Origin of the sequence: Streptomyces sp. NPDC046909, from assembly GCF_040644695.1 — a bacterium.
In the GTDB taxonomy this organism is placed as follows: Bacteria; Actinomycetota; Actinomycetes; order Streptomycetales; family Streptomycetaceae; genus Streptomyces.
In genome coordinates this window covers 204,401-224,506 of the sequence record NZ_JBEYXC010000012.1, presented here as the reverse complement: position 1 = coordinate 224,506, position 20,106 = coordinate 204,401, and the positions used below count along the sequence as shown (strand labels likewise).

General features: G+C 70.1%; 19 protein-coding genes. 10 read left to right on the top strand and 9 right to left on the bottom strand.

Features of this window, described 5'->3' with window-relative positions; genetic code table 11:
- Window positions 1–2: 2 nt before the first annotated feature.
- Together ABZ928_RS34970 and ABZ928_RS34965 are read left to right on the top strand one after the other, a co-directional pair.
- Window positions 3–794, top strand: coding sequence for a PP2C family serine/threonine-protein phosphatase (locus ABZ928_RS34970; RefSeq protein ID WP_361527805.1), 792 nt, complete (start codon window positions 3–5; stop codon window positions 792–794).
- The gene (locus ABZ928_RS34965) at window positions 791–1,975 is read left to right on the top strand and encodes a hypothetical protein (RefSeq protein ID WP_361527803.1); all 1,185 of its coding nucleotides are present in this window, start codon (window positions 791–793) and stop codon (window positions 1,973–1,975) included. The genes ABZ928_RS34970 and ABZ928_RS34965 overlap by 4 nt, the downstream gene beginning before the upstream one ends.
- 32 nt (window positions 1,976–2,007) lie before the next feature.
- Here ABZ928_RS34965 and ABZ928_RS34960 read toward each other — a convergent pair whose 3' ends face one another.
- The 6 genes from ABZ928_RS34960 to ABZ928_RS34935 form a co-directional block, all read right to left on the bottom strand.
- Entirely contained in the window at window positions 2,008–2,601 is a 594-nt protein-coding gene (locus ABZ928_RS34960) for a hypothetical protein (RefSeq protein WP_361527801.1), read from the bottom strand.
- A complete protein-coding gene (locus tag ABZ928_RS34955) occupies window positions 2,588–4,126 on the bottom strand; it encodes a substrate-binding and VWA domain-containing protein (protein WP_361527799.1) in 1,539 nt (512 codons plus the stop codon). Before ABZ928_RS34955 ends, ABZ928_RS34960 begins: the two co-directional genes overlap by 14 nt.
- Window positions 4,123–5,283, bottom strand: a complete 1,161-nt coding sequence (locus ABZ928_RS34950) for a toxic anion resistance protein (RefSeq protein WP_361527797.1) — start codon at window positions 5,281–5,283, stop codon at window positions 4,123–4,125. The genes ABZ928_RS34955 and ABZ928_RS34950 overlap by 4 nt, the downstream gene beginning before the upstream one ends.
- Window positions 5,280–6,353: a hypothetical protein gene (locus ABZ928_RS34945; protein ID WP_361527795.1), complete on the bottom strand. Its 1,074-nt coding sequence runs from the start codon at window positions 6,351–6,353 to the stop codon at window positions 5,280–5,282. Before ABZ928_RS34945 ends, ABZ928_RS34950 begins: the two co-directional genes overlap by 4 nt.
- 212 nt (window positions 6,354–6,565) lie before the next feature.
- Window positions 6,566–6,982 carry a hypothetical protein gene (locus tag ABZ928_RS34940; RefSeq protein WP_361527793.1) on the bottom strand — a complete coding sequence of 139 codons (417 nt, stop codon included), beginning with the start codon at window positions 6,980–6,982 and terminating at the stop codon, window positions 6,566–6,568.
- A 74-nt stretch (window positions 6,983–7,056) separates the two neighbouring features.
- Window positions 7,057–8,268 (bottom strand): pyridoxal phosphate-dependent aminotransferase, encoded by a 1,212-nt coding sequence (locus ABZ928_RS34935; protein ID WP_361527791.1) that lies wholly within the window; start codon window positions 8,266–8,268, stop codon window positions 7,057–7,059.
- A 137-nt stretch (window positions 8,269–8,405) separates the two neighbouring features.
- Between ABZ928_RS34935 and ABZ928_RS34930 the strand changes: the two genes are divergently transcribed.
- Both ABZ928_RS34930 and ABZ928_RS34925 read left to right on the top strand, forming a co-directional pair.
- Window positions 8,406–9,050: a hypothetical protein gene (locus ABZ928_RS34930; RefSeq protein WP_361527789.1), complete on the top strand. Its 645-nt coding sequence runs from the start codon at window positions 8,406–8,408 to the stop codon at window positions 9,048–9,050.
- Window positions 9,051–9,211: 161 nt separating this feature from the next.
- The gene (locus tag ABZ928_RS34925) at window positions 9,212–10,153 is read left to right on the top strand and encodes a serine protease (protein ID WP_361527787.1); all 942 of its coding nucleotides are present in this window, start codon (window positions 9,212–9,214) and stop codon (window positions 10,151–10,153) included.
- A gap of 37 nt (window positions 10,154–10,190) precedes the next feature.
- On the opposite strand, the gene ABZ928_RS34920 is transcribed toward ABZ928_RS34925, so the two are convergent.
- Window positions 10,191–11,789: a D-aminoacylase gene (locus tag ABZ928_RS34920; protein ID WP_361527785.1), complete on the bottom strand. Its 1,599-nt coding sequence runs from the start codon at window positions 11,787–11,789 to the stop codon at window positions 10,191–10,193.
- A gap of 11 nt (window positions 11,790–11,800) precedes the next feature.
- Complete coding sequence (locus tag ABZ928_RS34915; RefSeq protein WP_361527783.1) at window positions 11,801–13,063, bottom strand: amino acid deaminase; 1,263 nt, start codon at window positions 13,061–13,063, stop codon at window positions 11,801–11,803.
- Window positions 13,064–13,171: 108 nt separating this feature from the next.
- Here ABZ928_RS34915 and ABZ928_RS34910 point away from each other — a divergent pair, with 108 nt between their 5' ends.
- The 5 genes from ABZ928_RS34910 to ABZ928_RS34890 all read left to right on the top strand — a co-directional run bounded on the left by ABZ928_RS34910 (window position 13,172) and on the right by ABZ928_RS34890 (window position 17,904).
- Window positions 13,172–14,488, top strand: a complete 1,317-nt coding sequence (locus tag ABZ928_RS34910) for a PfkB family carbohydrate kinase (RefSeq protein ID WP_361527781.1) — start codon at window positions 13,172–13,174, stop codon at window positions 14,486–14,488.
- On the top strand, window positions 14,485–15,252 hold the full coding sequence (locus ABZ928_RS34905) for an IclR family transcriptional regulator (RefSeq protein WP_361527779.1): 768 nt from the start codon (window positions 14,485–14,487) through the stop codon (window positions 15,250–15,252). The genes ABZ928_RS34910 and ABZ928_RS34905 overlap by 4 nt, the downstream gene beginning before the upstream one ends.
- Window positions 15,249–15,659 (top strand): RidA family protein, encoded by a 411-nt coding sequence (locus ABZ928_RS34900; protein ID WP_361527777.1) that lies wholly within the window; start codon window positions 15,249–15,251, stop codon window positions 15,657–15,659. The genes ABZ928_RS34905 and ABZ928_RS34900 overlap by 4 nt, the downstream gene beginning before the upstream one ends.
- A 108-nt stretch (window positions 15,660–15,767) precedes the next feature.
- Window positions 15,768–17,246, top strand: coding sequence for a gluconate:H+ symporter (locus ABZ928_RS34895; RefSeq protein ID WP_361527775.1), 1,479 nt, complete (start codon window positions 15,768–15,770; stop codon window positions 17,244–17,246).
- Between the two features lie 148 nt (window positions 17,247–17,394).
- Window positions 17,395–17,904, top strand: coding sequence for a hypothetical protein (locus tag ABZ928_RS34890; RefSeq protein ID WP_361527773.1), 510 nt, complete (start codon window positions 17,395–17,397; stop codon window positions 17,902–17,904).
- A 52-nt stretch (window positions 17,905–17,956) separates the two neighbouring features.
- Here the strand turns inward: ABZ928_RS34890 and ABZ928_RS34885 are convergent, their stop codons facing one another.
- The gene (locus ABZ928_RS34885) at window positions 17,957–19,306 is read right to left on the bottom strand and encodes a M14 family metallopeptidase (protein WP_361527771.1); all 1,350 of its coding nucleotides are present in this window, start codon (window positions 19,304–19,306) and stop codon (window positions 17,957–17,959) included.
- A gap of 270 nt (window positions 19,307–19,576) precedes the next feature.
- Here ABZ928_RS34885 and ABZ928_RS34880 point away from each other — a divergent pair, with 270 nt between their 5' ends.
- Window positions 19,577–20,062, top strand: coding sequence for an ATP-binding protein (locus tag ABZ928_RS34880; protein WP_361527769.1), 486 nt, complete (start codon window positions 19,577–19,579; stop codon window positions 20,060–20,062).
- Window positions 20,063–20,106: the final 44 nt, after the last annotated feature.

Genomic DNA, 20,106 nt, shown 5'->3' with positions numbered 1-20,106 from the left:
CGATGGGCAGGTCCGGCTGGCGGATCCACGGCATGAGCGTCGAGGGCTACCGGCACCGCCGGGACGGCCTGCCCTGCCAGGACGCCTGCGCCCACGCCGAGGAGGGACCCGTCACCGTGCTCGCCGTCGCCGACGGAGCGGGCAGCCGGCCACGCTCCGACGAGGGCTCGCTGCTCGCGGTGGAGCTGGCCGTCAAGCACTTCGTACGACGGGCGGGCGAGGCCGTCCACAGTCCACCCGGCAAGGCCGTGCACGACCTGCTCGCCGACGCCTTCAACGAGATCACCATGGACTTCCTGGACACCACGGGAGCGGCGGCCGCCGACTTCGCGACCACCCTCACCGTCGTCGTCATGGCCCGGGACTGGCTCGGCCATCTCACCGTCGGCGACGGCTTCGTCGTCCTGCGCGCCGGAGCCGAGGACGGCGAACCGCAGTTCCATGTGCTGCCGCAGGCCGCCGACGCCAGCGAGTACAGCAACGAGACGGTCTTCCTCACCTCGCCCGACGCGGCCCGCTGGCGGCGCACCGACTGTGTCGTCGACCCGGGGATCGACGGCGTCCTGCTCTCCACCGACGGCCTCGCCCAGGCCGCGCTCTCCCGCTCCGGGAACGGCGCCCCGACCCCCAACGCCTCCTTCGCCGACGCCGTCTTCCGCTCCCTCGACGGACCCGGCCCGGTCTCCGACTCCGCGCACGACAACCTGGCCGCGCTGCTCAGGTCGGACCGGCTGACCGCCCTCAACGCCGACGACAAGACACTGCTGCGGGCCGTGCGCAAGGGGCGCCCATGAGCGGCCGCATCGTCCACCTGGACGGCAAGCCGGTCGTGCTCGCCGAGCAGCCCCTGAAGGGCGGCGGACAGGCGTCCGTCTTCCCCGTCGAGGGCGATCACGGCACCGTCGTCAAGCTCTACCGCGAGACGCCGGGACCCGAGCAGGAACGCCGCCTGACCCGCATGCTGACCATGTCCCCGCTCGCGGCCCGCCCCACCGACCGCTCCCAGCCGCCCGAACTGGCCTGGCCCACCGCGATCGCCCGCAGCCCCGAGGGCGCCTTCCTCGGCTACGCCATGCACCGCTTCGGCGAACCCGAACACGTCCAGCTGGTCGGCCTGTTCACCCGCGCCCAGCGCCTGAGGCTCTTCCCCGAGGCGGACTGGCGGTTCCTCGTCGGCGTCTCCTGGAACCTCGCCTTCATGACCGCGCGCATGCACCACGACCACCTCGTCATCGGCGACTTCTCCAGCAGCAACGTCGTCGTCGACGCCAACGGCTTCGTCACCTTCCTCGACTGCGACTCCATCGCCTTCACCGACCCGGTCACGGGCGAGCCCTTCCCGTGCCTGATGCACACCACCGACTACTCGGCCCCGGAACGCCAGGCGGGCGGCCCCGCGACCCGCGCCAGCGACGACTTCGCCCTCGCGGTCCTCGTCTACCAGCTCCTGACGGCGGGCAACCACCCCTTCGGAGGCGTCCCCCACGACAGCACCTCCGAGTCCACCGTCAAGGACAACATCGCCGCCAGCTGCTCCTACGTCGTCCGCCCCGAGCACGTCGTCATCCCGCGCGGCACCATCGACCCCTCCGTCCTCCCGCCCGACCTCCTCACCCTGGCCCGCTCCGCCTTCGGCCCCGGCGTCCACGCCCCCGCCGCCCGGCCCCCGGCGGAGGCCTGGCTGCGCGCCCTCGACAAACAGCGCTCCCAGATCAACCTGTGCCAGGCCCGCCCCCTGCACGCCTACGGCGCCCACCTGCCGGCCTGCCCCTGGTGCACCCGCGCCGCGACCACCGGGCACGACGTCTTCAACGGGCCCCGGCACGTACCGCTGCCACCCCCGCCCCCGCCGGTACCGCAGGCGCCGGAGCCGACGGGGCGCCGGTTCGGCCGCCTCAAGGTGGCGCTCCTGCTGATCGTGCTGGTGGTGTTCATCGTGATCGTGGCCATCGCCGAGAACCACGGCGGCAGTTAGGGGGGCAGGGAGGTCACCTGGAGGGGGAGTGCTCAGTTCGCCCGGTCCTCCAGGTACCGCGTGTGCGACTCCTGCCGCCGCGCCTCCGTCTCCCGAAGGGCCGCGGCGAGCCGCTCCGCCTCCTCCTGGAGAAGCGTGAGCTGCCGCTCCAGGTGCCGTTCCGGAGACTCCTGGCCCGGCGCGAGCCGCGTCCACCACCGAGTCCGTACGAAGGTGTCGACGGCCTCGGGGACGTCCTGCCGTACGGACCGGGAGAGCGTGTGGACGCCCTCCGGGTCCTGGGCCAGCAGCTCGCCCGACCAGCCGGGATCCAGCAACGCGCCCAGCAGCTCGGTGAGTTCGGTGAGCCGGCCGGCCGCGGCGGGCGGCAGCTCGATCTCCGCGAGGTAGGTGCGGAGGGTCCCGAAGTCGCCGCGCAGGGCGTCGAGTTGGGCTGACGGGTCCGGGAAGTCCGGCACCGGCGGCCGCTCCGGCGGGGCGATCAGCGCGCCCGCGCCGTACAGTCCCGCGACGACGACCGGCCAGTACGGCCCGGCCACCCCCGTGAAGGTCAGCGCCAGTCCGACGAGCCCGCACACACTGCCCGTGATGTTCTTACGGGACTCCAGATACCTACTGATAGCCACGGATCTCCTCGAAGGCACCGTCCAGCGAGCCCTTCTGGGCGTCGAAGAGACGGCCGCCGGTCAGTTCGGCGATGTGCTCCAGCTCCTCGCGGTCGGAGTCGCCGAAGAGGATGGGGAAGACGGGGATCTGCCGCCGGGTCGAGTCGAGTCCCTGGTAGAAGTCGTCGAACTCGCCGGCGTCCGCCCCGGCCGTGTTCTCGCCGTCCGTCATCAGCACGATCGACGTGAACGCGTCCCTCCCGGTGCGCAGTTGGTCGTACGCCTTCTCCAGCGAGGTGTAGATCGCGGTGTCACCGTCGGCTTCGAGCTCCTTGGTGTCCTTCCGGATCGCGTCGAGCCCGGAGTCCGGATCGGCGGGGTCCACGACATGCGTCCGTACGCTCTTCACGTCCGACCCGAACGGCATCAGCGTGACCTCCTCGCGCTCCCGGAAGTCACCGGTGAGCCCGGTCAGGGCCTTCTTCAGCCCGTCGAGGCGCTCGCCGTCCATGGAGCCCGAGGTGTCCAGGACGTACACCGTCCGGGAGGGGCGGCGCAGCTCGTTCTCGTACGAGTCGAGCAGACCGTCGGCGACCGACTGGCTGCCGGGGAAGGGGAGTTCGCGGCGCCGGGTGGTGTCGAGGCCGGCCGCCGGGGCGACCGAGGAGACCACGGGGCGGCGATGGGTGCGCTCGGTGATCTCGCGCTGGATCTCCGGGGTGCGCAGGGCCTCGGTCAGCCGGCGGACGTCCTCGCGGACCGTGGTGTCCGTCGCGGCGAGGGAGGAGAGCGGGTAGTCGGCGGTGACGACTCCGTCGCGGGGGCGGATCACCGTGAGACCCGGGATGCCCTTGAGGACGGACTCGTAGTTGAGGAGCGCGTCGACGGTCCCGCGCCGCTCGTACGCCGTCGCCAGCCAGCCCGACGAACCCGAGGTCAGCTTCTGCCCCTTGAAGAACTCCTTCAGCCGGGGCGTCGCCTTCGTGACATCCGCGTCGGTGAGCGCCGACTGGGCGCCGGAGAGCGCGGAGGCGACGGCGACGAGCGTCGAGAAACCGGAGTTGGAACGGGACGGATCGGTCATGCCGTACGTCAATTTGCCGTCCTGGACGGCCTGTTCGACCTGGGACCAGGTGACGTCATCGGCCTTCCAGCCCAGCGCCGCGACCGTCTCCTGCCGTACACCGATCGCGACCGGACTCGACATCACCGGCGTCTCGGAGACCACCTTCTTCGCCGCGTCGGGACGCAGCCGCAGATAGTCGTCGGAGGACAGCCACAGGGCGTCGTACCGACCGTCGGCCTTGCCCTTGGCGAGCAGGTCCACGGCGTCGAGGGTGCCCATGTAGGTCGGCCGGACCTCGATGCCCGTGTCCTTCTGGACCTGTTCGAGCACGGGAGCCATGTCGCTGAGCTCGCTGGAGGCGAGGACGCGGAGGGTGCCCGCCTTGTAGGTGCCGTCGTCGCCACCGCCACTGTCCTGCGCCTCGGCGGTGCAGCCGGTGAGGAGGGCGAGCGCGAGGAAGGCAAGGATGCGGCGTCTCATCCGAGCCCCCCTTCCAGCGCGCCCTGCGACCGGCTGCGCTCCAAGTACGCGGTGGCGTGCTGGAGTTCGGAGGTCAGGGACTCCACGGTCGAGGCCATCACCTCGGTCGCCTGGACCTTGTAGGTGTCGATGGCGTCGAGCGTGCGGTAGATCTGCTGGAACGCGGTCCGCAGGGTCTCGGCACCGACGGCCGGGTCGGCGGCGATGCGCTGGATCTCCCCGCTCTGCGTGGCGAGCATCTCGGCGTTGCCCCGGATGAGGTCCTCGGTCGTCCCGCGCAACGCGTTGACCTGGTCGACGACCTTCTTCTGGTTGTCCAGCGCGGACGCCAGCATCACGGAGATCCGCAGCGCCGACACGGTGGTCGTGGCCGCCCGGTCGACGCCCTTGATCAGCTCCTCGTTGTTCCGCCGTACGACATCCATGGCGAGGTACCCCTGGGCGCACACCGCGAGCTGGGTGAGCAGGTCCTGGTGCTTCTGCCGCACGGGGAAGAGCACATCGGCCCGGATCGAGTCGGCGGTCTGAGGGTCAGGGACCCCGTCGATGTGCCGCTCGACGGCCGCGTCCAGCGCCTCGGTCAGCACCACATACTCCTGGAGCTTGCCCATGGTCTCCCACAGACGGACCCGCTCGGTCTGCAACGCGGCGTTGTCCCGCCGGAGTTCGTCCTGTCCGCCGCGCAACGACCCCACGATCTTGTTGAGGGTCCCCTGCGCGGACGAGTACTTGGCGACGTAGTCCCGCACCTTGTTGCCACCGGGCAGCCGGGACAGGAACTTCCGCCCCTTCGCGGCCGCCAGATCCCGCGGATCCAAGTCCTCGACCACGCGCCGCAGTTCGACGAGCGACCCGGCGACCTGCGACTGCGCGTCCCCGCCCTTGTCGGGCAGACTGCGGACGGTCCGCTCCAGCATCCGGTTGGACTGCGCGGCGGCGGTCCGCATCTCCCTGGCGCCCAGCCCGGTGATCTCCCCGACCTTGCCGGCGAACTCGGGCGAGCGGGCGTCCAGCGCGGCGAGCCCGGCGACATAGTCGGCGGCCTTCTGCGCCACCGCCGTACGCACGCTGTCGTCGACGGGCACGAGCCCGCCGGCCTTCTCCCGGGGCACGGGGGCCACGGCCTCGGGCGGGGTGAGGGTGAAGTCACTGGTCACTTGTCGTCCCCCTTGGCCTGCCGCGCCAGCTCGTGCAGCACCGCGGAGGTGGGCACGGGCGCCTGGCGGACGCCGGTCAGTTCCTGCTTGAGATAGGTGCCGGCCGACGCGAACTCGGCGGCCACGCCCTGCGGCCGGAACCCGTGCCGGACCTCCAGCGCGCGCAACTTCGGGTCCGTGGACAGGAGTTCGGCGAGAGCCTTGCCGTCCTCGGTCAGCGGTACGACGGTGTGGTCGCTGTTGACCGTGGTGTCCGGGTAGAGGACGACCAGGTCGTCGGGCCGCTGCCCGCCCGCGAGCAGCGAGGCGACCTGCGACTCGTACACCAGCACCAGCGGGTTCCCGGCCCCGCTCACGAAGTCCCGGAACGCCGCGTCCGTGCTGGACTGCTGGGCGCCCTGCACGCTGATCAGCTTGCGCAGCAGGGGACTTGCCTTCCCGACCTCGGCGTCACTCGCGACGACCTTGCCGCCGTTCTCGACATAGGAGGTGGCGGCGAGATAGAGAGCACCGGAGTTGGACGACTCGGGATCGGTACTGGAGATGAAGAGCGTCCCGCTCAACTCCCCGTACTTGGCGGCCCCCTTGAGCTCCTGCCACGTCCGGTCACCCCGCGCCGCATCGAGGTAGGCGCCCATCTTGAGCGTCCCCCGGTGTTCGGCGTCCAGCGTGGCCAGCCCGTTCCCCGCGAGCACCTCGGCGGCGCTCTTGTGCGCCACGACGACGAGGGGCGAGTAGAAGGGCCGGGGGAGTGTCCCCGACACCTTGTACTTCGCGGCGAGTTCGACGGCCGGCGCCTGACTGGACGGCAGGGCGAAGTCGTACCCCTTGAGATCCAGCCCCTCCATGGCCCACGACCCGGAGGTCTCGGCCTTCACGGTGAACCCCTTGGCGGCCAAGGCCTTCACCACATCCGGATCCCCGAAGAACTCCGCCTTCTCCGACCCGATCACACCCCGCACGGTCTTCGTTGCCGTGCCCTTGTCCCCGGTATCCCGGCCCACCGCGACAGCTACCGCCACGCCGCCGATCAGCAGGACCGCGAGGACGATTCCAATGATTCGTCTCACAAAGGCAGACTGCTCACGGAACCCAACATTCCCCGGCGGAGAGAGTGAACGGGGGGTGTCGTACCTACTCCAGTACTGCAACGCGCCCCATAGGGGCGCGGGGAACTGCGCGATCAACCACAACGAGCCCGCAGTCGCGATACAACGCATACCCCCGAGCTATGTGGCGCCTGGCCCGCGCGTCGCTGCGGGTGCACGCGGGCCAGGGCCGCTCAGTGGGAGGCCAGCTCCCGAGGCTCCAGAGCCTCCGCGTGGGCGTCCATCCGCTCGGCAGCCAGAATCGCCGCCGCGGTATCCGCACGAGACGCAGCCACCACCAGCGCCCGCCCGGCCAGGGCATGCGCACGCTCGTGCAGCGCGTCGAGTCGCGTCCCGGCACCAGCCGACGCCGCACGCACCGGCGTACTGCCACCTCGCAACCGCGTCACCTGCTGGGCCAGCCGCTCCGCAGCCGCGTCGAGGTCGGCCGAAGGCGATGCCGCTCGCAGCTCGTCGGTCACGGCCAGTAGCGCGGCGAGATGCCCGGCGAGCTGAAACTCCAGCTCCTCCTCCCGCGTCCGATGCGGAAAGTCGGACGCGCCGTCGGCCATCGTGCTGTGGACCGACTTGGTGCGGATCGGTTCGTACATGGGAGGGCCTCCGTCGCTGTCAGGAAACCATCCTAGCTTAGATTCAGTCTAAAGTTGAGCTGTAGGCAGATTCGCTACGGCTGGCTGTACCCGTCCAGGAAGTTCCCGATCCGCGTCACCGCATCCCGCAGATCCCGGGCCGTGGGCAGCGTCACGACCCGGAAGTGATCCGGCTCGCTCCAGTTGAACCCGGTCCCCTGGACGACCATGATCTTCTCCCGCCGCAGCAGATCGAGAACCATCTGTCGGTCGTCCTTGATCTTGAAGACCTTGGGATCGAGCCGGGGGAACAGATACAGCGCCCCCTTCGGCTTCACACACGTCACACCGGGGATCTGTGTCAGCAGCTCGTATGCCACATCCCGCTGCTCCCGCAGCCGACCGCCCGGCAGCACCAGGTCATTGATCGTCTGCCGTCCGCTCAGTGCGGCGACGACCCCGTGCTGCCCCGGCTGATTCGCGCACAGCCGCATGTTCGCGAGGACCGTCAGCCCCTCGATGTACGACTCGGCGTGCGCGCGGGGCCCCGAGATCGACATCCACCCGGTCCGGTACCCCGCCACCCGGTACGCCTTGGACATGCCGTTGAAGGTGAGGGTCAGCAGATCCGGCGCGACGGCCGCCGTCGGGAGGTGCACGGCGTCGTCGTAGAGGATCTTGTCGTAGATCTCGTCCGAGCAGACCAGCAGATTGTGGCGGCGCGCGATGTCCGTGAGCCCCCGGATCATCGCCTCGTCGTACACCGCGCCCGTCGGATTGTTCGGGTTGATGATCACGATCGCCTTGGTGCGGTCGGTGACCTTCCGCTCGATGTCCGCGAGGTCCGGCATCCAGTCGGACTGCTCGTCGCAGCGGTAGTGCACGGCCGTACCGCCCGACAGGGACACCGCGGCGGTCCACAGCGGATAGTCGGGCGACGGCACCAGCACCTCGTCGCCGTCGTCCAGCAGCGCCTGCATCGCCATCACGATCAGCTCGGAGACACCGTTGCCGATGAAGACGTGCTCGACGTCGGTCTCGATGCCGAGGGTCTGGTTGTGCATCACGACGGCCCGGCGCGCGGCCAGCAGACCCTTCGCGTCGCCGTATCCATGGGCGGACGACACGTTCCGGAGGATGTCCTCAAGGATCTCCGGCGGGCATTCGAAGCCGAAGGCGGCCGGGTTCCCGGTGTTCAGCTTGAGGATGCGGTGGCCCGCCGCCTCAAGCCGCATGGCCTCTTCGAGAACCGGGCCCCGGATCTCGTAACAGACGTTGGCGAGCTTGGTCGACTGGATCACCTGCATGTCTGGGAGCTTACGGCCGGGTAACGCGACACGGGCCGTGTTTTCCACCACTTGAGACGGTCCGGCCCCTGGTGGGTTTGGGCGGTTATCGCCGGTAGCTGTCCCAGGGCCCCCACCCGTCCCTACAATGCGCGGCCATGTCCAGCCCAGACCCGTACGGAAACGAGCCCGACGCTCCGCCGAACGTGTACCACCCGCAGACCGAGCCGGTCCTCTCCTACGAGGAGTACGCCGACCCGGCCGTCGCGCACGGCTGGCAGAACGCGTACGACGAGACGGCCGAACTGCCCCGGGTCCCGCCCCGGCGCACCCACTCCCGCCGCAAGCCGAGCCCCAGCCCGTGGCGCTCCCGACGGGTGGCGGTCGCCGCCGGCGCGGTGGGCGCGGTGTCCGTGGCCGCGCTGATCGCCGGATTCGCCTTCTCCGGGTCCTCCGGGGACGGATCGTCCGGCGGCGCGGAGGGGCAGCACGGCCGTACGGGCTCCTCGTCGGCCGGGGACTCGACGGCGCCCGGCGAGGACGGCGCGGCGACCGGCTCGCCGGCCGAGGGCGCGCCGGACGCCGGTACGGGCACGGGCACCGGCGCCTCTCCGTCCCCCTCGGCCTCGGGCGGGTCGAAGGAGTCGGGGGCCTCCCCGGACCCGGAGGAGTCGTCGACCCCCTCGTCAGGCACCCCCGCCACCCCCACCCCGACCGCCACCACCACCGACCCGGACCCGGGCAACACCAACGGCAACGGCAATCCGGGCCGCGGCCAGGGCAGCACCAAGCGACCCAAGTAGGCGGATTTAAGGGCGAGTTGATGACCTTCCGGTGAAGATCCTCACTCTCGGACCCGCGAACTCCTTGTACCGCTCCCCCCTCCATGCCGAGAATGCGCATGACAAATTCGTGGGCGGCCGGAGATTTTCCGGTCGCCCAAGTCGCAAGAGGGGACCCCCACATGAGAAAGCCTCTCGTCGCCGCGCTCACCGTCCTGGCGTTCGCCGGGCTGGGCACGGCACCCGCTGTCGCCCAGGAGCCCGCGACCGCGGGCGCCGGTACCTCGGGCGTCGGCAAGAGCATCGACACGGAGACGGCCACGTCCGTCGTGCACGACCTGGTCACTTCGGCCACGGCGACCCTGAAGCAGACCGCGTCGCCGTCGCTCTCCGCCGTCACGCTCGCCGGAACCGTCTCGCTGAGCAACTGCTCCGGCTCGGTCGTCCGCTTCCCGAACTCCCTGGACACCGACCCGGCGCTGGTGCTCTCCAACGGCCACTGCCTGACGTCCGGCTTCCTGGACCCGGGCGAGGTGCTCACCAACGCCAGCTCCAGCCGCACCTTCGGCCTGCTCAACTCCTCCGGCACCCGGGTCGCGACCCTGAGGGCCAGCAAGCTCGCGTACGCGACGATGACCGACACGGACGTCTCGCTCTACCAGCTCACCACGACGTACGCGACGATCAAGAACTCGTACGGGATCTCCGCGCTGACCGTCCAGGACACCCACCCGACCGCCGGCACGGCGATCACGGTGGCCTCCGGTTACTGGAAGACGCTCTACAACTGCAACATCGACGGGTTCGTGTACCGCCTCAAGGAGGGCGACTGGACCTGGAAGGACTCGGTCCGCTACACCTCCGCCTGCAACACCATCGGCGGTACCTCCGGCTCGCCGGTGATCGACCAGTCCACCGGCAAGGTCGTCGCCGTCAACAACACCGGCAACGAGGACGGCGAGTCCTGCACGGTCAACAACCCGTGCGAGGTCAGCGAGACCGGCGCGATCACCGTCCGCAAGGGCATCAACTACGCCGAGGAGATCTACAACATCCCGGCCTGCTTCACCACGGGCAACCAGCTCAACCTGAACGCGAGCGCGTGCACGCTGCCCAAGCCGTAGCACGTATGTGAGCAGGTGAGTTGAGGCGGGCGTTCCGTCACATGGGACTGTTACGGACCGCCTTGCCCGCCAGTACGTCCGTCCGCCGGCCGTCCTCGATCACGAACCGGCCGTCGACCAGGACATGCGGGATGCCCGTCGGAAGCGTGCGCGGATTCTCGTACGTCGCTCCCGCCGCCACCGTCCGCGGATCGAACAGGACCAGGTCGGCCCGGTACCCCTCGCGGATCAGCCCCCGGTCCGGCAGCCGCAGCCGTGCCGCCGGGCGCCCGGTCAGATGGGCCACGCACTCCTCCGGGGACAGCACGCCCAACTCCCGTACGTAGTGGCCGAGATAGTGCGGGAACGTGCCGTACGCGCGCGGGTGCGGCTTGGCGCCTTGCAGGATGCCGTCGGAACCGCCGGTGTGGACGGGGTGCCGCATGATCGCGCGGACGCTCTCCTCGTGGCCGACGTGCTGGAGGATCGACGGGGCCAGCCGGTCGGCGAGCAGCAGATGCCGGGCGGTCGCCCAACTGTCCAGGCGGCGACCGACGTAGTCCGCCAGCGAGGGGTCCGTGACCCCCGAGATCTCGATCGTGTCCCACTCCATCGGCACCCCGTGGCAGCCGTCCGAGCCGATGACTTCGAGGTGGTGGCGGATACGCTCCGCGGTCTCGTCGTCCGCGAGCCTCTTGAGGATCTCCTCCGGCCCGCCCTCGCTCGCCCAACGCGGCAGCATCGCCACGAGAGTCGTACAGCCGGGCGTGTAGGGGTAGGTGTCGAGGCTGATGTCGGCCCCGGCGGCGAGCGCGGCGTCGAGGAGGGCGAGCAGCTCGGGCGCCCGGCCCTTGTTCACGCCGAAGTTCATGGTGGCGTGGGCGAGATGGAGGGAGCAGCCCGCCTCCCGGGTGAGGGCCACCATCTCCTCGTACGCCTCAAGCGCCCCCGCCCCGTACGAGCGGTGATGGGGGCAGTAGTAGCCGCCGTACTCCGCGACCACCCTGCACAGTTCGGTCAGTTCGGCGTCCTTGGCGTACATGCCGGGTGTGTAGGTGAGCCCCGACGACATGCCGACCGCGCCCTGCTGCATCCCCTCGGCGACCAACTGCCGCATGCGGTCCAGCTCTTGGGGTGTCGCCTCCCGGTCCTCCCATCCCACGGCCAGCATCCGCACGGTCCCCTGCGGGATCAGATAGGCCGCGTTGACGGCGATGCCCCGGCCGTCGAAACCGTGGTCCAGGCGGTCGAGATACTCGCCCACCGACCGCCAGTCGAAGTCGATGTCGTCGCCGTAGCCGTTCCAGCCGGTGATGGCCCGGCGGACCTCGGCGAGGGTGCGGTCGTCGACGGGGGCGTACGACAGCCCGTCCTGGCCCAGGACTTCGAGGGTGACCCCCTGCGCGGCCTTGGCGCTGTGGTCGGGGTCGCGGAGGAGGGCGAGGTCGCTGTGGGCGTGCATGTCGATGAAGCCGGGGGAGAGGACGAGGCCTTCGGCGTCCAGTTCCCTTTGTGCGGTGGGCCGTTGGCAGCCGGCGTCGGCGGCCTCCTTGACGATCGAGACGATCCGGCCGCCGTCGACGACGACATCGGCGCGGTAGGAGGGTCCGCCGGAGCCGTCGACGACGTCCGCGTCCCGGATGACGAGCTCTTCCATCTGCGGGCCTCCTAGAAGTAGGTGCGGATGTAGTCGACGACCGTCCCGTCCGCCTCGGCCACCGGGATCAGCTGCCACTTGTCGAAGGACGTGCACGGATGGGACAGCCCCATCCCGAGCCAGTCACCGACCTCCAGATCGGCCTCGGGCCCGGTGCGCAGCCAGGCGTGCTGGTCGGAGAGGGCGGTGACCTCGATGCCGGTGGCCGGGCGTTCGACGCCGTCACGGCGTACGACCTGGGCGAAGGGGAGGTGGAGGTCGTACGCCGCGTCCCGCTTGCCCGCGTTGGCGAAGGCCTGCTCGGGGGAGGGGCGGGAGACGACCTGTGCCCACAGCCGGAAGGCCGGTTCCAGGGTGCCCTCCTGCGGGACCCGGTTGAAGGGGGTGACCGTGCGGTAGTGCCCGTCGTCGTGCGAGACGTACGCCCCGGAGCGCAGCAACTTCAGTACGGGGCGGGAGAGTTCGGGGATCTCGGCGAACACGTCCGCGACGGCGTCGAACCAGGCGCTGCCGCCCGCACTGACGACGACCTCGTCGGTGCCGCCGAACCGGCCGTCCTTGTCGAACCCGACGGCGAGGGAGACGAGCCGCCGCAGCCAGCTGTGGACGCGGTCGGGGTCGGGGTTCGGGACCTCCCCTTCGTACCCCGCGACCCCGACGAGCCGCAGCGCGGACGCGGCGGCCACGGCGTCGGCGACGGCGGCGCACTCGGACTCGGTACGGACCCCGGTGCGGGCCCCCTCCCCGGCGGCGAGCTCGACGACGACGTCGAGCGGGCGGGAGGCGCCGGCGTCCCGGAGAGCCGCGTCCATGAGGTGGACGCCGCGTACGGAGTCGACGTAACAGATGAAACGGAAGCCGGGGTCGGAGTCGAGCTGGGAGGAGATCCACCTCAGCGACGCCGCATCGACGAGTTCGTTGGCGAGGAACACACGCTGGACGCCGAAGGCGCGGGCAACCCGTACCTGGTGCGGTACGGCGAGGGTGATGCCCCACGCCCCGTGCTCGATCTGCCGCTGGAACAGCTGCGGGGCCATGGAGGTCTTGCCGTGCGGGGCGAAGGCGAGGCCGTGGCGGACGGAGTACGTCTCCATCAGCTTGAGGTTGTGCTCCAGCCGCTCGGCGGAGAGGGCGAGCAGGGGGGTCGCGAAACCGTCGGTGAAGAGGTTGCGGCGCTGGGCGGCCAGCTCACCGACGGTGAGGCCTTCGGCGTCCGGGGGGAGGCCCTTGAAACGGTGGTCGACGCGTTCTTCTGCGAGACGGGCGAGGGACAAGGGACCTCCCTGATCAGGCGCATTGCATTCTCTGCAACGTCCATTGCGTATATCGCTTACCGCTGTCTAACATCCTGGCACCCGAGATGACAAGGAGCTGCTTCCACCGTGAATGCCCCCGATGCCGTGGACGTCGTGGACGTCGTCGCGCTCGGCGAGTCCATGGTCACGTTCCTGCCCTCCCGGCCCGGGCGGCTCGCCGACGTTCCGTCGTTCGAGCGGGGGATCGGGGGTGCGGAGTCGAACGTGGCGTGCGGGTTGGCTGCTGCCGGGCATGCGGTGCGGTGGGTGAGCCGGGTGGGGGCGGACGGGTTCGGTGACCATCTCGTCTCGGCGATCGGCGCGTACGGCGTCGACGTCGCGTCCGTCGCCCGTGACGCCTCGCGTCCTACGGGGGTGTACTTCCGTACGGCGGGGGACCGGGGGACGGACGCGCACGAGGTCGCCTACTACCGGGCCGGGTCGGCCGCGTCGGCGATGAGCGTGAGCAACGTGGACCTCCGGGCGGTGCGGGCGGGGCGGGTGCTTCATCTGACGGGGATCACGGCGGCGTTGTCCGAGGGGTGCCTGGAGTTGGTGCGTGAGCTGACGGCTCCTGGCGCTGATCGTCCTCTGATCTCCTTCGACGTGAACCATCGGCCGGACCTGTGGAAGGGGGCCGACGGTGCGGCGGTGGTGCTGGAGCTGGCGCGGCGGGCGGATGTGGTGTTCGTGGGGGAGGACGAGGCGTGGGGGGTGACGGGCGGGCCTGAGGCGATCCGGGAGCTGCTGCCGGAGCCGGGGGTGTTGGTGGTGAAGCAGGGGGCGAAGGGGGCCACAGCATTTGTGTCGAGTGCGGCTGAGAGGGGGCTGGTCGCGCAGTTCCCCGCGCCCCTTAGGTCGGATCCGCTCAGCCTGCGTCCAGACGTGCGGCTCGGGGCGGCGCCCACCCCAGCAGCCGGCACCTCAGACTCACGCCCCCCGCGCGCAGGCATGCAGCCCGGGGCGGCGCCCACCCCAGCAGCCGGCACCCCTGACCCGCCCAGCCTGCGGGCATGCGTGCCGCCTGGGGCGGCTCCCGACCCAAAGAGAGGCGGCACCCCGCCGGTGCGGGCGAGCGAACCCACCCCCACCTCAGCCCAGTCGCACAGCACCTTCGTCCCCGCCCTCCACGTCGACGTCACCGCCCCCACCGGCGCCGGAGACGCCTTCGCCGCCGGGTTCCTCTCCGGCACCCTCCGGGGGCTCCCCGTCAAGGAGTGCCTGCGCCACGCCCACCTCTTCGCCGCCGCCACCCTCACCGCCCCCGGCGACCTCGCACCACCCCCCACCCGCGACACCGCCGACCACCTCGCCACCGTCGACGACGCCACCTGGGAGACACTTCGACTCGGCCCCGGCTGGACGCAAGCCGCGCAGGCCCCGGAGGAGGTACGCACCCCATGAGCCAGACCGTAGACCGAGCGCTCAGCATCCTGCCGCTGCTCGCGCAGGGCCCCGCCGACCTGGGGCAGGTCGCGGACCGCCTCGGCGTGCACAAATCAACGGCCCTTCGCCTCCTCCGCACGCTCCACGAACACGGCATGGTCTACCGCCAGTCCGACCAGCGCTACCGCCTCGGCGCCCGCCTGATCGCCCTCGCCCAGGAGGCGATGGAGAACCTGGACATCAGGGAGATCGCCCACCCCCACCTCGTACGCCTCAACGAGCAGATCGGACACACCGTCCACCTCGCCGTGTACGAGGAGGGCGAGGTCCTCTACATCGACAAGGTCGAGAGCCGCTACCCCGTACGGATGTACTCGCGGATCGGCAAGCCCGTCGCCATCACGGTCGCGGCGGTCGCGAAACTCCTCCTCGCCGACCTCCACGAGTCCGAGCGCCGAGCCCTCGCCGACAAGCTCGAATACCCCATCTACACAGCCCGTTCCACCCCCAACGCCCCAGCCTTCCTAAAGGAGTTGGAGCGCGTACGCGAACAGGGCTGGGCCACCGACCTCGGCGGCCACGAGGAGTCCATCAACTGCGTCGCGGCCCCCATCCGCGGCGCGGACGGCAAGGTCGTCGCCGCGATGTCGGTCTCCGCCCCCAACGTCGTCGTCACCGCGGACGAACTCCTCACCCTGCTCCCGCTGGTGCGCCGCACCGCGGACGCCATCACCGGCGAGTACTCCGGCAGAACCCCCGTCAAGGAAGCCAACACCTCATGACCGAGAAGATCGCGCTCACCCCGAAGACCCACACCACCCCGCCCGCGCAGTTCTCCCACGGCGTCAAGAAGGGCAACATCCTCCAGGTCGCCGGCCAGGTCGGCTTCCTCCCCGCCGAGGAGGGCAAGCCCCCGACGCCCGCCGGCCCCACCCTCCGCGAGCAGACCCTCCAGACCCTCGCCAACGTCAAGGCGATCCTGGAGGAGGGCGGCGCGAGCTGGGACGACGTGATGATGATCCGCGTCTACCTCACGGACGTCGACCACTTCGCCGAGATGAACGGCATCTACAACACCTACTTCGAGGAGCAGGGGCTCACCCAGCCGCCTGCCGCCCGTACGACCGTCTACGTCGGTCTTCCCGCCGGTCTCCTGATCGAGATCGACGCGCTCGCCGTCCTCGGCTGACGCACCCTCAACTCCCGCACGCCGTAAGCAGTCGGCATGGCCCCCACGGGTGGCCATGCCGCGATCCGTCCTGCCCGAAAGCTCCATGTACTTACGCAGAGGACCCCCATGTCCCCACCGCTCGCCGCCACCACCCCCACCGAGGCCCCGCCCCACACCGGCGGTCTCCTTCTCCTCGTCGACGGCACCGCCGGTCTCCTCACCGTCGCCGCCATCGGCATCGCCCTCCTCCTCTTCCTGATCATCAAGGCGCGGCTCCAGCCCTTCGTCGCCCTCCTCGCCGTCTCCATAGCCGTCGGCCTCCTCGCGGGCCTCTCGGTCACCGAACTCTTCGGCACGGTCCAGCGCTCGGACGCCGTCTCGACCATCGAGTCCGGCATGGGCGGCATCCTCGGCCACGTGGCGATCATCATCGGCCTCGGCACGATGCTCGGCGCGATCCTCGAAGTCAGCGGCGGCGCCGAGGTGTTGGCCTCCCGCCTCCTCAACCTCTTCGGCGAGAAGCGGGCCCCCCTCGCGATGGGCCTCACCGGCCTCATCTTCGGCATCCCGGTCTTCTTCGACGTGGGCATCTTCGTCCTCGCGCCCATCGTCTACGCGGCGGCCAAGCGCAGCGGCAAGTCGATCCTCCTGTACTGCCTCCCCCTCCTCGCGGGCCTGTCCATGACCCACGCCTTCCTGCCCCCGCACCCCGGCCCGGTCGCGGCGGCCGGCCTGCTGAAGGTGGACCTCGGCTGGGTCATCCTGATGGGCGTCGTCTGCGGCATCCCGGCGGTCCTGGCGGCCTGGGTTTTCTCGGCGTGGATCGGCCGCCGCATCTTCGTACCCGTACCGCAGGACATGGTCGAGGCGGCGGCGGAGGCGAAGCTCGCCGTCATCAACGAGCAGCGGGAGCAGGGCGTAGAGCCCCGCGAGACCCCCGTCCCCCTCGGCACCGTCCTGGGCATCATCGGCACCCCGCTGGTCCTGATCCTCGCCGCGACCTTCTCCTCGATCGCCTTCGACCCCTCCACCACCCGCTCGGTGATCGAGTTCTTCGGCAGCCCGTTCGTGGCCCTGACGATCGCCCTGCTCCTCGCGTACTACCTCCTGGGCCTGCGCCGGGGCTGGTCCCGCAAGTCCCTGGAGACCGTCTCGACGGCCTCCCTCAAGCCGGTCGGCAACATCCTCCTCGTCGTCGGCGCGGGCGGTGTCTTCGGCGCCGTCCTCAAGGCGAGCGGCGTGGCCCAGGCCCTGTCGGACACCTTCAACGACGTGGGCCTCCCGGTGATCGTCCTCTCGTACCTGATCTCGGTCGTCCTGCGCGTCGCCCAGGGCTCGGCGACGGTGGCGATCGTGACGACGGCGGGCATAGTCGCGCCCCTCCTCTCCGAGGGCGACCACTCCCAGGCCTTCGTCGCCCTGGTCATCATGGCCATCTCGGCAGGCTCGATCTTCGCCTCGCACGTCAACGACGGCGGCTTCTGGATGGTGGCGAAGTACTTCGGCATCAGCGAGCGGGACACACTGAAGACATGGACGGTCCTGGAGACGGTCCTGTCGGTGGCGGGCTTCGCGATGGCGGCGGTACTGAGCCTGGTGGTGTAGCCGGCCAGGGTTGGTATGGCGGGGGTAATTGGCAGATCTGCCAATTACCCCCCATCGGCGGCGGAAGCGGGCTGCTGGGGTAGGGGGTTGATAACGAAGTTGGGGGGTCCCTGTGTGCCGCACAGGGTTGTCGACCATACTTCCCGCTGTGGAGCAGCGCATAGGTTCGAGCAGCAAGCCCCTGGAGGGCGCCGGATTCGACCCGGCCTTCATCCCCGGGCTCACCTCACCCGTGTCCGGCGAGCCCGAGGACGCCGAGGAGCCCCTCGCGGAGGCGGAGGCCGCCCCCGGGGAACCGGAGTCGGCCGAGGAAGAGGCGCAGGAGGAGACCGAGATCGAGGGTCCCGTCTTCGAGGCCTCCGACCGCCGCGCGAAGATCGTCGCCGACGCCAAGGGCGTACGCCTGAGCCTCGACGAGGAGCGGTGCGAGTTCCGCTGGGACGAGATCGGCGCGGTCGAGACCGAGACGCCCCGCTTCGGCAAGCGGTACACGATCACCGTGCACACGCCCGACCGCCGCTGGTACCCGATCGAGATCGAGGCCGCCTCGCGGGCGCGCTTCGCGGAGTGGGACGAGCAGCTGGACGCCGTCCTGGACGCCTACTTCGAGGAAGACGAAGCGGACGAGAAGAAGAGCGACGAGGACGACGCCGAGTAGCTGTCGGTCGAGTAGCTGTCAGTCGCGGTGCTGCCCTAGCCGCAGTACTGCCCTAGCTGCAGTACTGCGCCTGCTTCCCGATGGACCGGTACATACAGTCCGCGTTCTCCAGCAGCTGGAGCACCGCGTCCCGGTTGCGTGCCGTCTCCCGCTCGATCACCTCGTCGGGCGGGTAGAAGCCACCCCCGGAGCTGGACGTCGGGTACATCTCGAAGGTGTAGGCGAAGATCTTCTGGTTGCCCCACAGCCAGTCGTCGATCGACCCGTCGGTGATGTACAGGTCGCTGGACTGCTCCGGCGTGTAGCCGTTGCTGGCGGCCATCTTCTGGCCGACCGTGGCGAAGGCGTTGCGGTCGTCGGTGGTCATGCCGGTCGCCGTGTCCGCGGTGGTGTAGCCGAAGGGCCACAGGACCAGTTCGCTGTACGTGTGGAAGTCGATGCCGGCCTTGATCTGCTGTACGCCGCCGACGACCCGGCTGCGCACGAAGTTGGCGACGACCTTGACCTCGGGCGCCGACTCGGCGGCCGCGCCGCGGTACGTCTCGGAGGACGTCGAGCCGGACGAGCCGCCACAGCAGCCCCAGCGGTAGTTCCAGTTGCGGTTGAGGTCCGTACCGACGTACGAGGAACCGGAGTTGGGCTGCCGGTTCTTGCGCCAGGAGCGGTAGGAGCCGGTCGCGACGTCGTACTCGCCGCCGTCCGGGTTGAGGTCCGGGATGATCCAGATCTCGCGGTTGTTCACCATGCTGGTGACCCGGGAGTCGCTGCCGTATCCGGCGCCGAGCTCGCGGATCAGGTACAGCGCCATCTCGACCGTGAGGTGCTCACGGGCGTGCTGGTGGTGGGTGAAGAGCACCTCGGGCTCGGCCTCGTCCGTGCCGACGTTGTCGCTGATCTTGATCGCGACGATGTTCCGGCCCTGGTACGACGTCCCGATCACCTGCTTGCTCATGATGCTCGGGTAGGCGGCGATCCGCTGGTCGATCTCCGTGTTCATCTCGGCGTAGTTGTGGTACCGCGAGTCGGCCGAGGGGAAGTCGAGGATGCTCACCTCGTCCTCGGCGAGCCGGTTCGGGGCCGCGCCCAACGCCTCGACCTGGTAGCCGAGTTGGCGGAGCTTCTTGATCTGGTCAGCCCGGCCGGAGACCACCACCGTCTCCTCGTCGGCCTCGTCGACCGTGACTCCGGTCTGCTGGATGGCCGTACGGGTGAGGGGGGTGGTGTGCTGGTGGATCTCGTACTGGCGGACGGTGTCCGCGGAGGCCGCCTTGGCCGAGCTGTCGGCGCTCGCGTCCGACGGGTCCAAGGTGAGGGGTGCCGCGAGCGCCAGGGCGAGGAGGGCGGCGAAGGCGGCGGTGCGTCTGCCGCCGCGGGCGCCTGAGCCTCGTATGCGAAGTCGCATGAAGTCTCCTAGTTTCTCCAGGGGTTCCGGGATCTCCGGGGCTGAAGGAAGTGGGGATACAGGTGACTCACAGGTGCGGGTGGTGGCGCTCATCGTGCGCTCATGGCATGAGCAGGTCAAGAGTCAATAAAGACGCCATGGCTGGAACCGCGCGCCGGGAACGGGTCACCGGCTCGCGCCCGAACCGCCGTACCCGAACTGACGTACACAGGTAGGGATTCAGGTATTCCTCCCCGTGTGCCGCGCGACCGGGGCGGACATCCTGCTTCCATGCTGCAACTCTCCGGGGGACGCCTCCCGGACCCCGACCCTCGGTACGCCTCGTACCCCCAACCCCCGTTGCGGGCAGGCCATCTGAGCGTCGAGTACGCACCCCGCCCCGCCGCCGTCCGCGAGGCCCGCGCCGCGGTCCGCCGGGAGCTGGAGGGGTGGGGGCTCGCGGATCAGGAGGACCTGGTGGACACGGCCGAGCTGCTCGTCAGCGAACTGGCCACCAACGCCCTGCTGCACGCCGCGAGCCGCTTCACCCTCACCCTGTCCGCCGCGCACGGCGTACTGCGCTGCGAGGTCGCCGATGACGGCCGGCGCACCCCGCAGGTGCTGGAGGCGGGCACCTCGGAGAGCGGCCGCGGGATGTTCCTGGTGGATGCGCTTGCCCGGCGCTGGGGCTGCCACCAGGACGGGCCGGGCAAGACCGTGTGGTTCGAGCTCGGCACGTGCGGGTCCGACGACTGTGGTCGGCGACAGTCGTACTGACCCGAGAGTTCCGGATACGTCAACTCAACTCCCCGGAACCACAG

Bases quoted from the DNA above. Each gene is read 5' to 3' on its own strand.
- ABZ928_RS34920 (WP_361527785.1), bottom strand. From the start codon at position 11,789: ATGGAAGAGCTCGTCATCCGGGACGCGGACGTCGTCGACGGCTCCGGC.
- ABZ928_RS34965 (WP_361527803.1), top strand. From the start codon at position 791: ATGAGCGGCCGCATCGTCCACCTGGACGGCAAGCCGGTCGTGCTCGCC.
- ABZ928_RS34880 (WP_361527769.1), top strand. From the start codon at position 19,577: ATGCTGCAACTCTCCGGGGGACGCCTCCCGGACCCCGACCCTCGGTAC.
- ABZ928_RS34905 (WP_361527779.1), top strand. From the start codon at position 14,485: ATGAGCCAGACCGTAGACCGAGCGCTCAGCATCCTGCCGCTGCTCGCG.
- ABZ928_RS34955 (WP_361527799.1), bottom strand. From the start codon at position 4,126: ATGAGACGCCGCATCCTTGCCTTCCTCGCGCTCGCCCTCCTCACCGGC.
- ABZ928_RS34900 (WP_361527777.1), top strand. From the start codon at position 15,249: ATGACCGAGAAGATCGCGCTCACCCCGAAGACCCACACCACCCCGCCC.
- ABZ928_RS34930 (WP_361527789.1), top strand. From the start codon at position 8,406: ATGTCCAGCCCAGACCCGTACGGAAACGAGCCCGACGCTCCGCCGAAC.
- ABZ928_RS34940 (WP_361527793.1), bottom strand. From the start codon at position 6,982: ATGTACGAACCGATCCGCACCAAGTCGGTCCACAGCACGATGGCCGAC.
- ABZ928_RS34970 (WP_361527805.1), top strand. From the start codon at position 3: ATGGGCAGGTCCGGCTGGCGGATCCACGGCATGAGCGTCGAGGGCTAC.
- ABZ928_RS34885 (WP_361527771.1), bottom strand. From the start codon at position 19,306: ATGCGACTTCGCATACGAGGCTCAGGCGCCCGCGGCGGCAGACGCACC.
- ABZ928_RS34925 (WP_361527787.1), top strand. From the start codon at position 9,212: ATGAGAAAGCCTCTCGTCGCCGCGCTCACCGTCCTGGCGTTCGCCGGG.
- ABZ928_RS34895 (WP_361527775.1), top strand. From the start codon at position 15,768: ATGTCCCCACCGCTCGCCGCCACCACCCCCACCGAGGCCCCGCCCCAC.
- ABZ928_RS34935 (WP_361527791.1), bottom strand. From the start codon at position 8,268: ATGCAGGTGATCCAGTCGACCAAGCTCGCCAACGTCTGTTACGAGATC.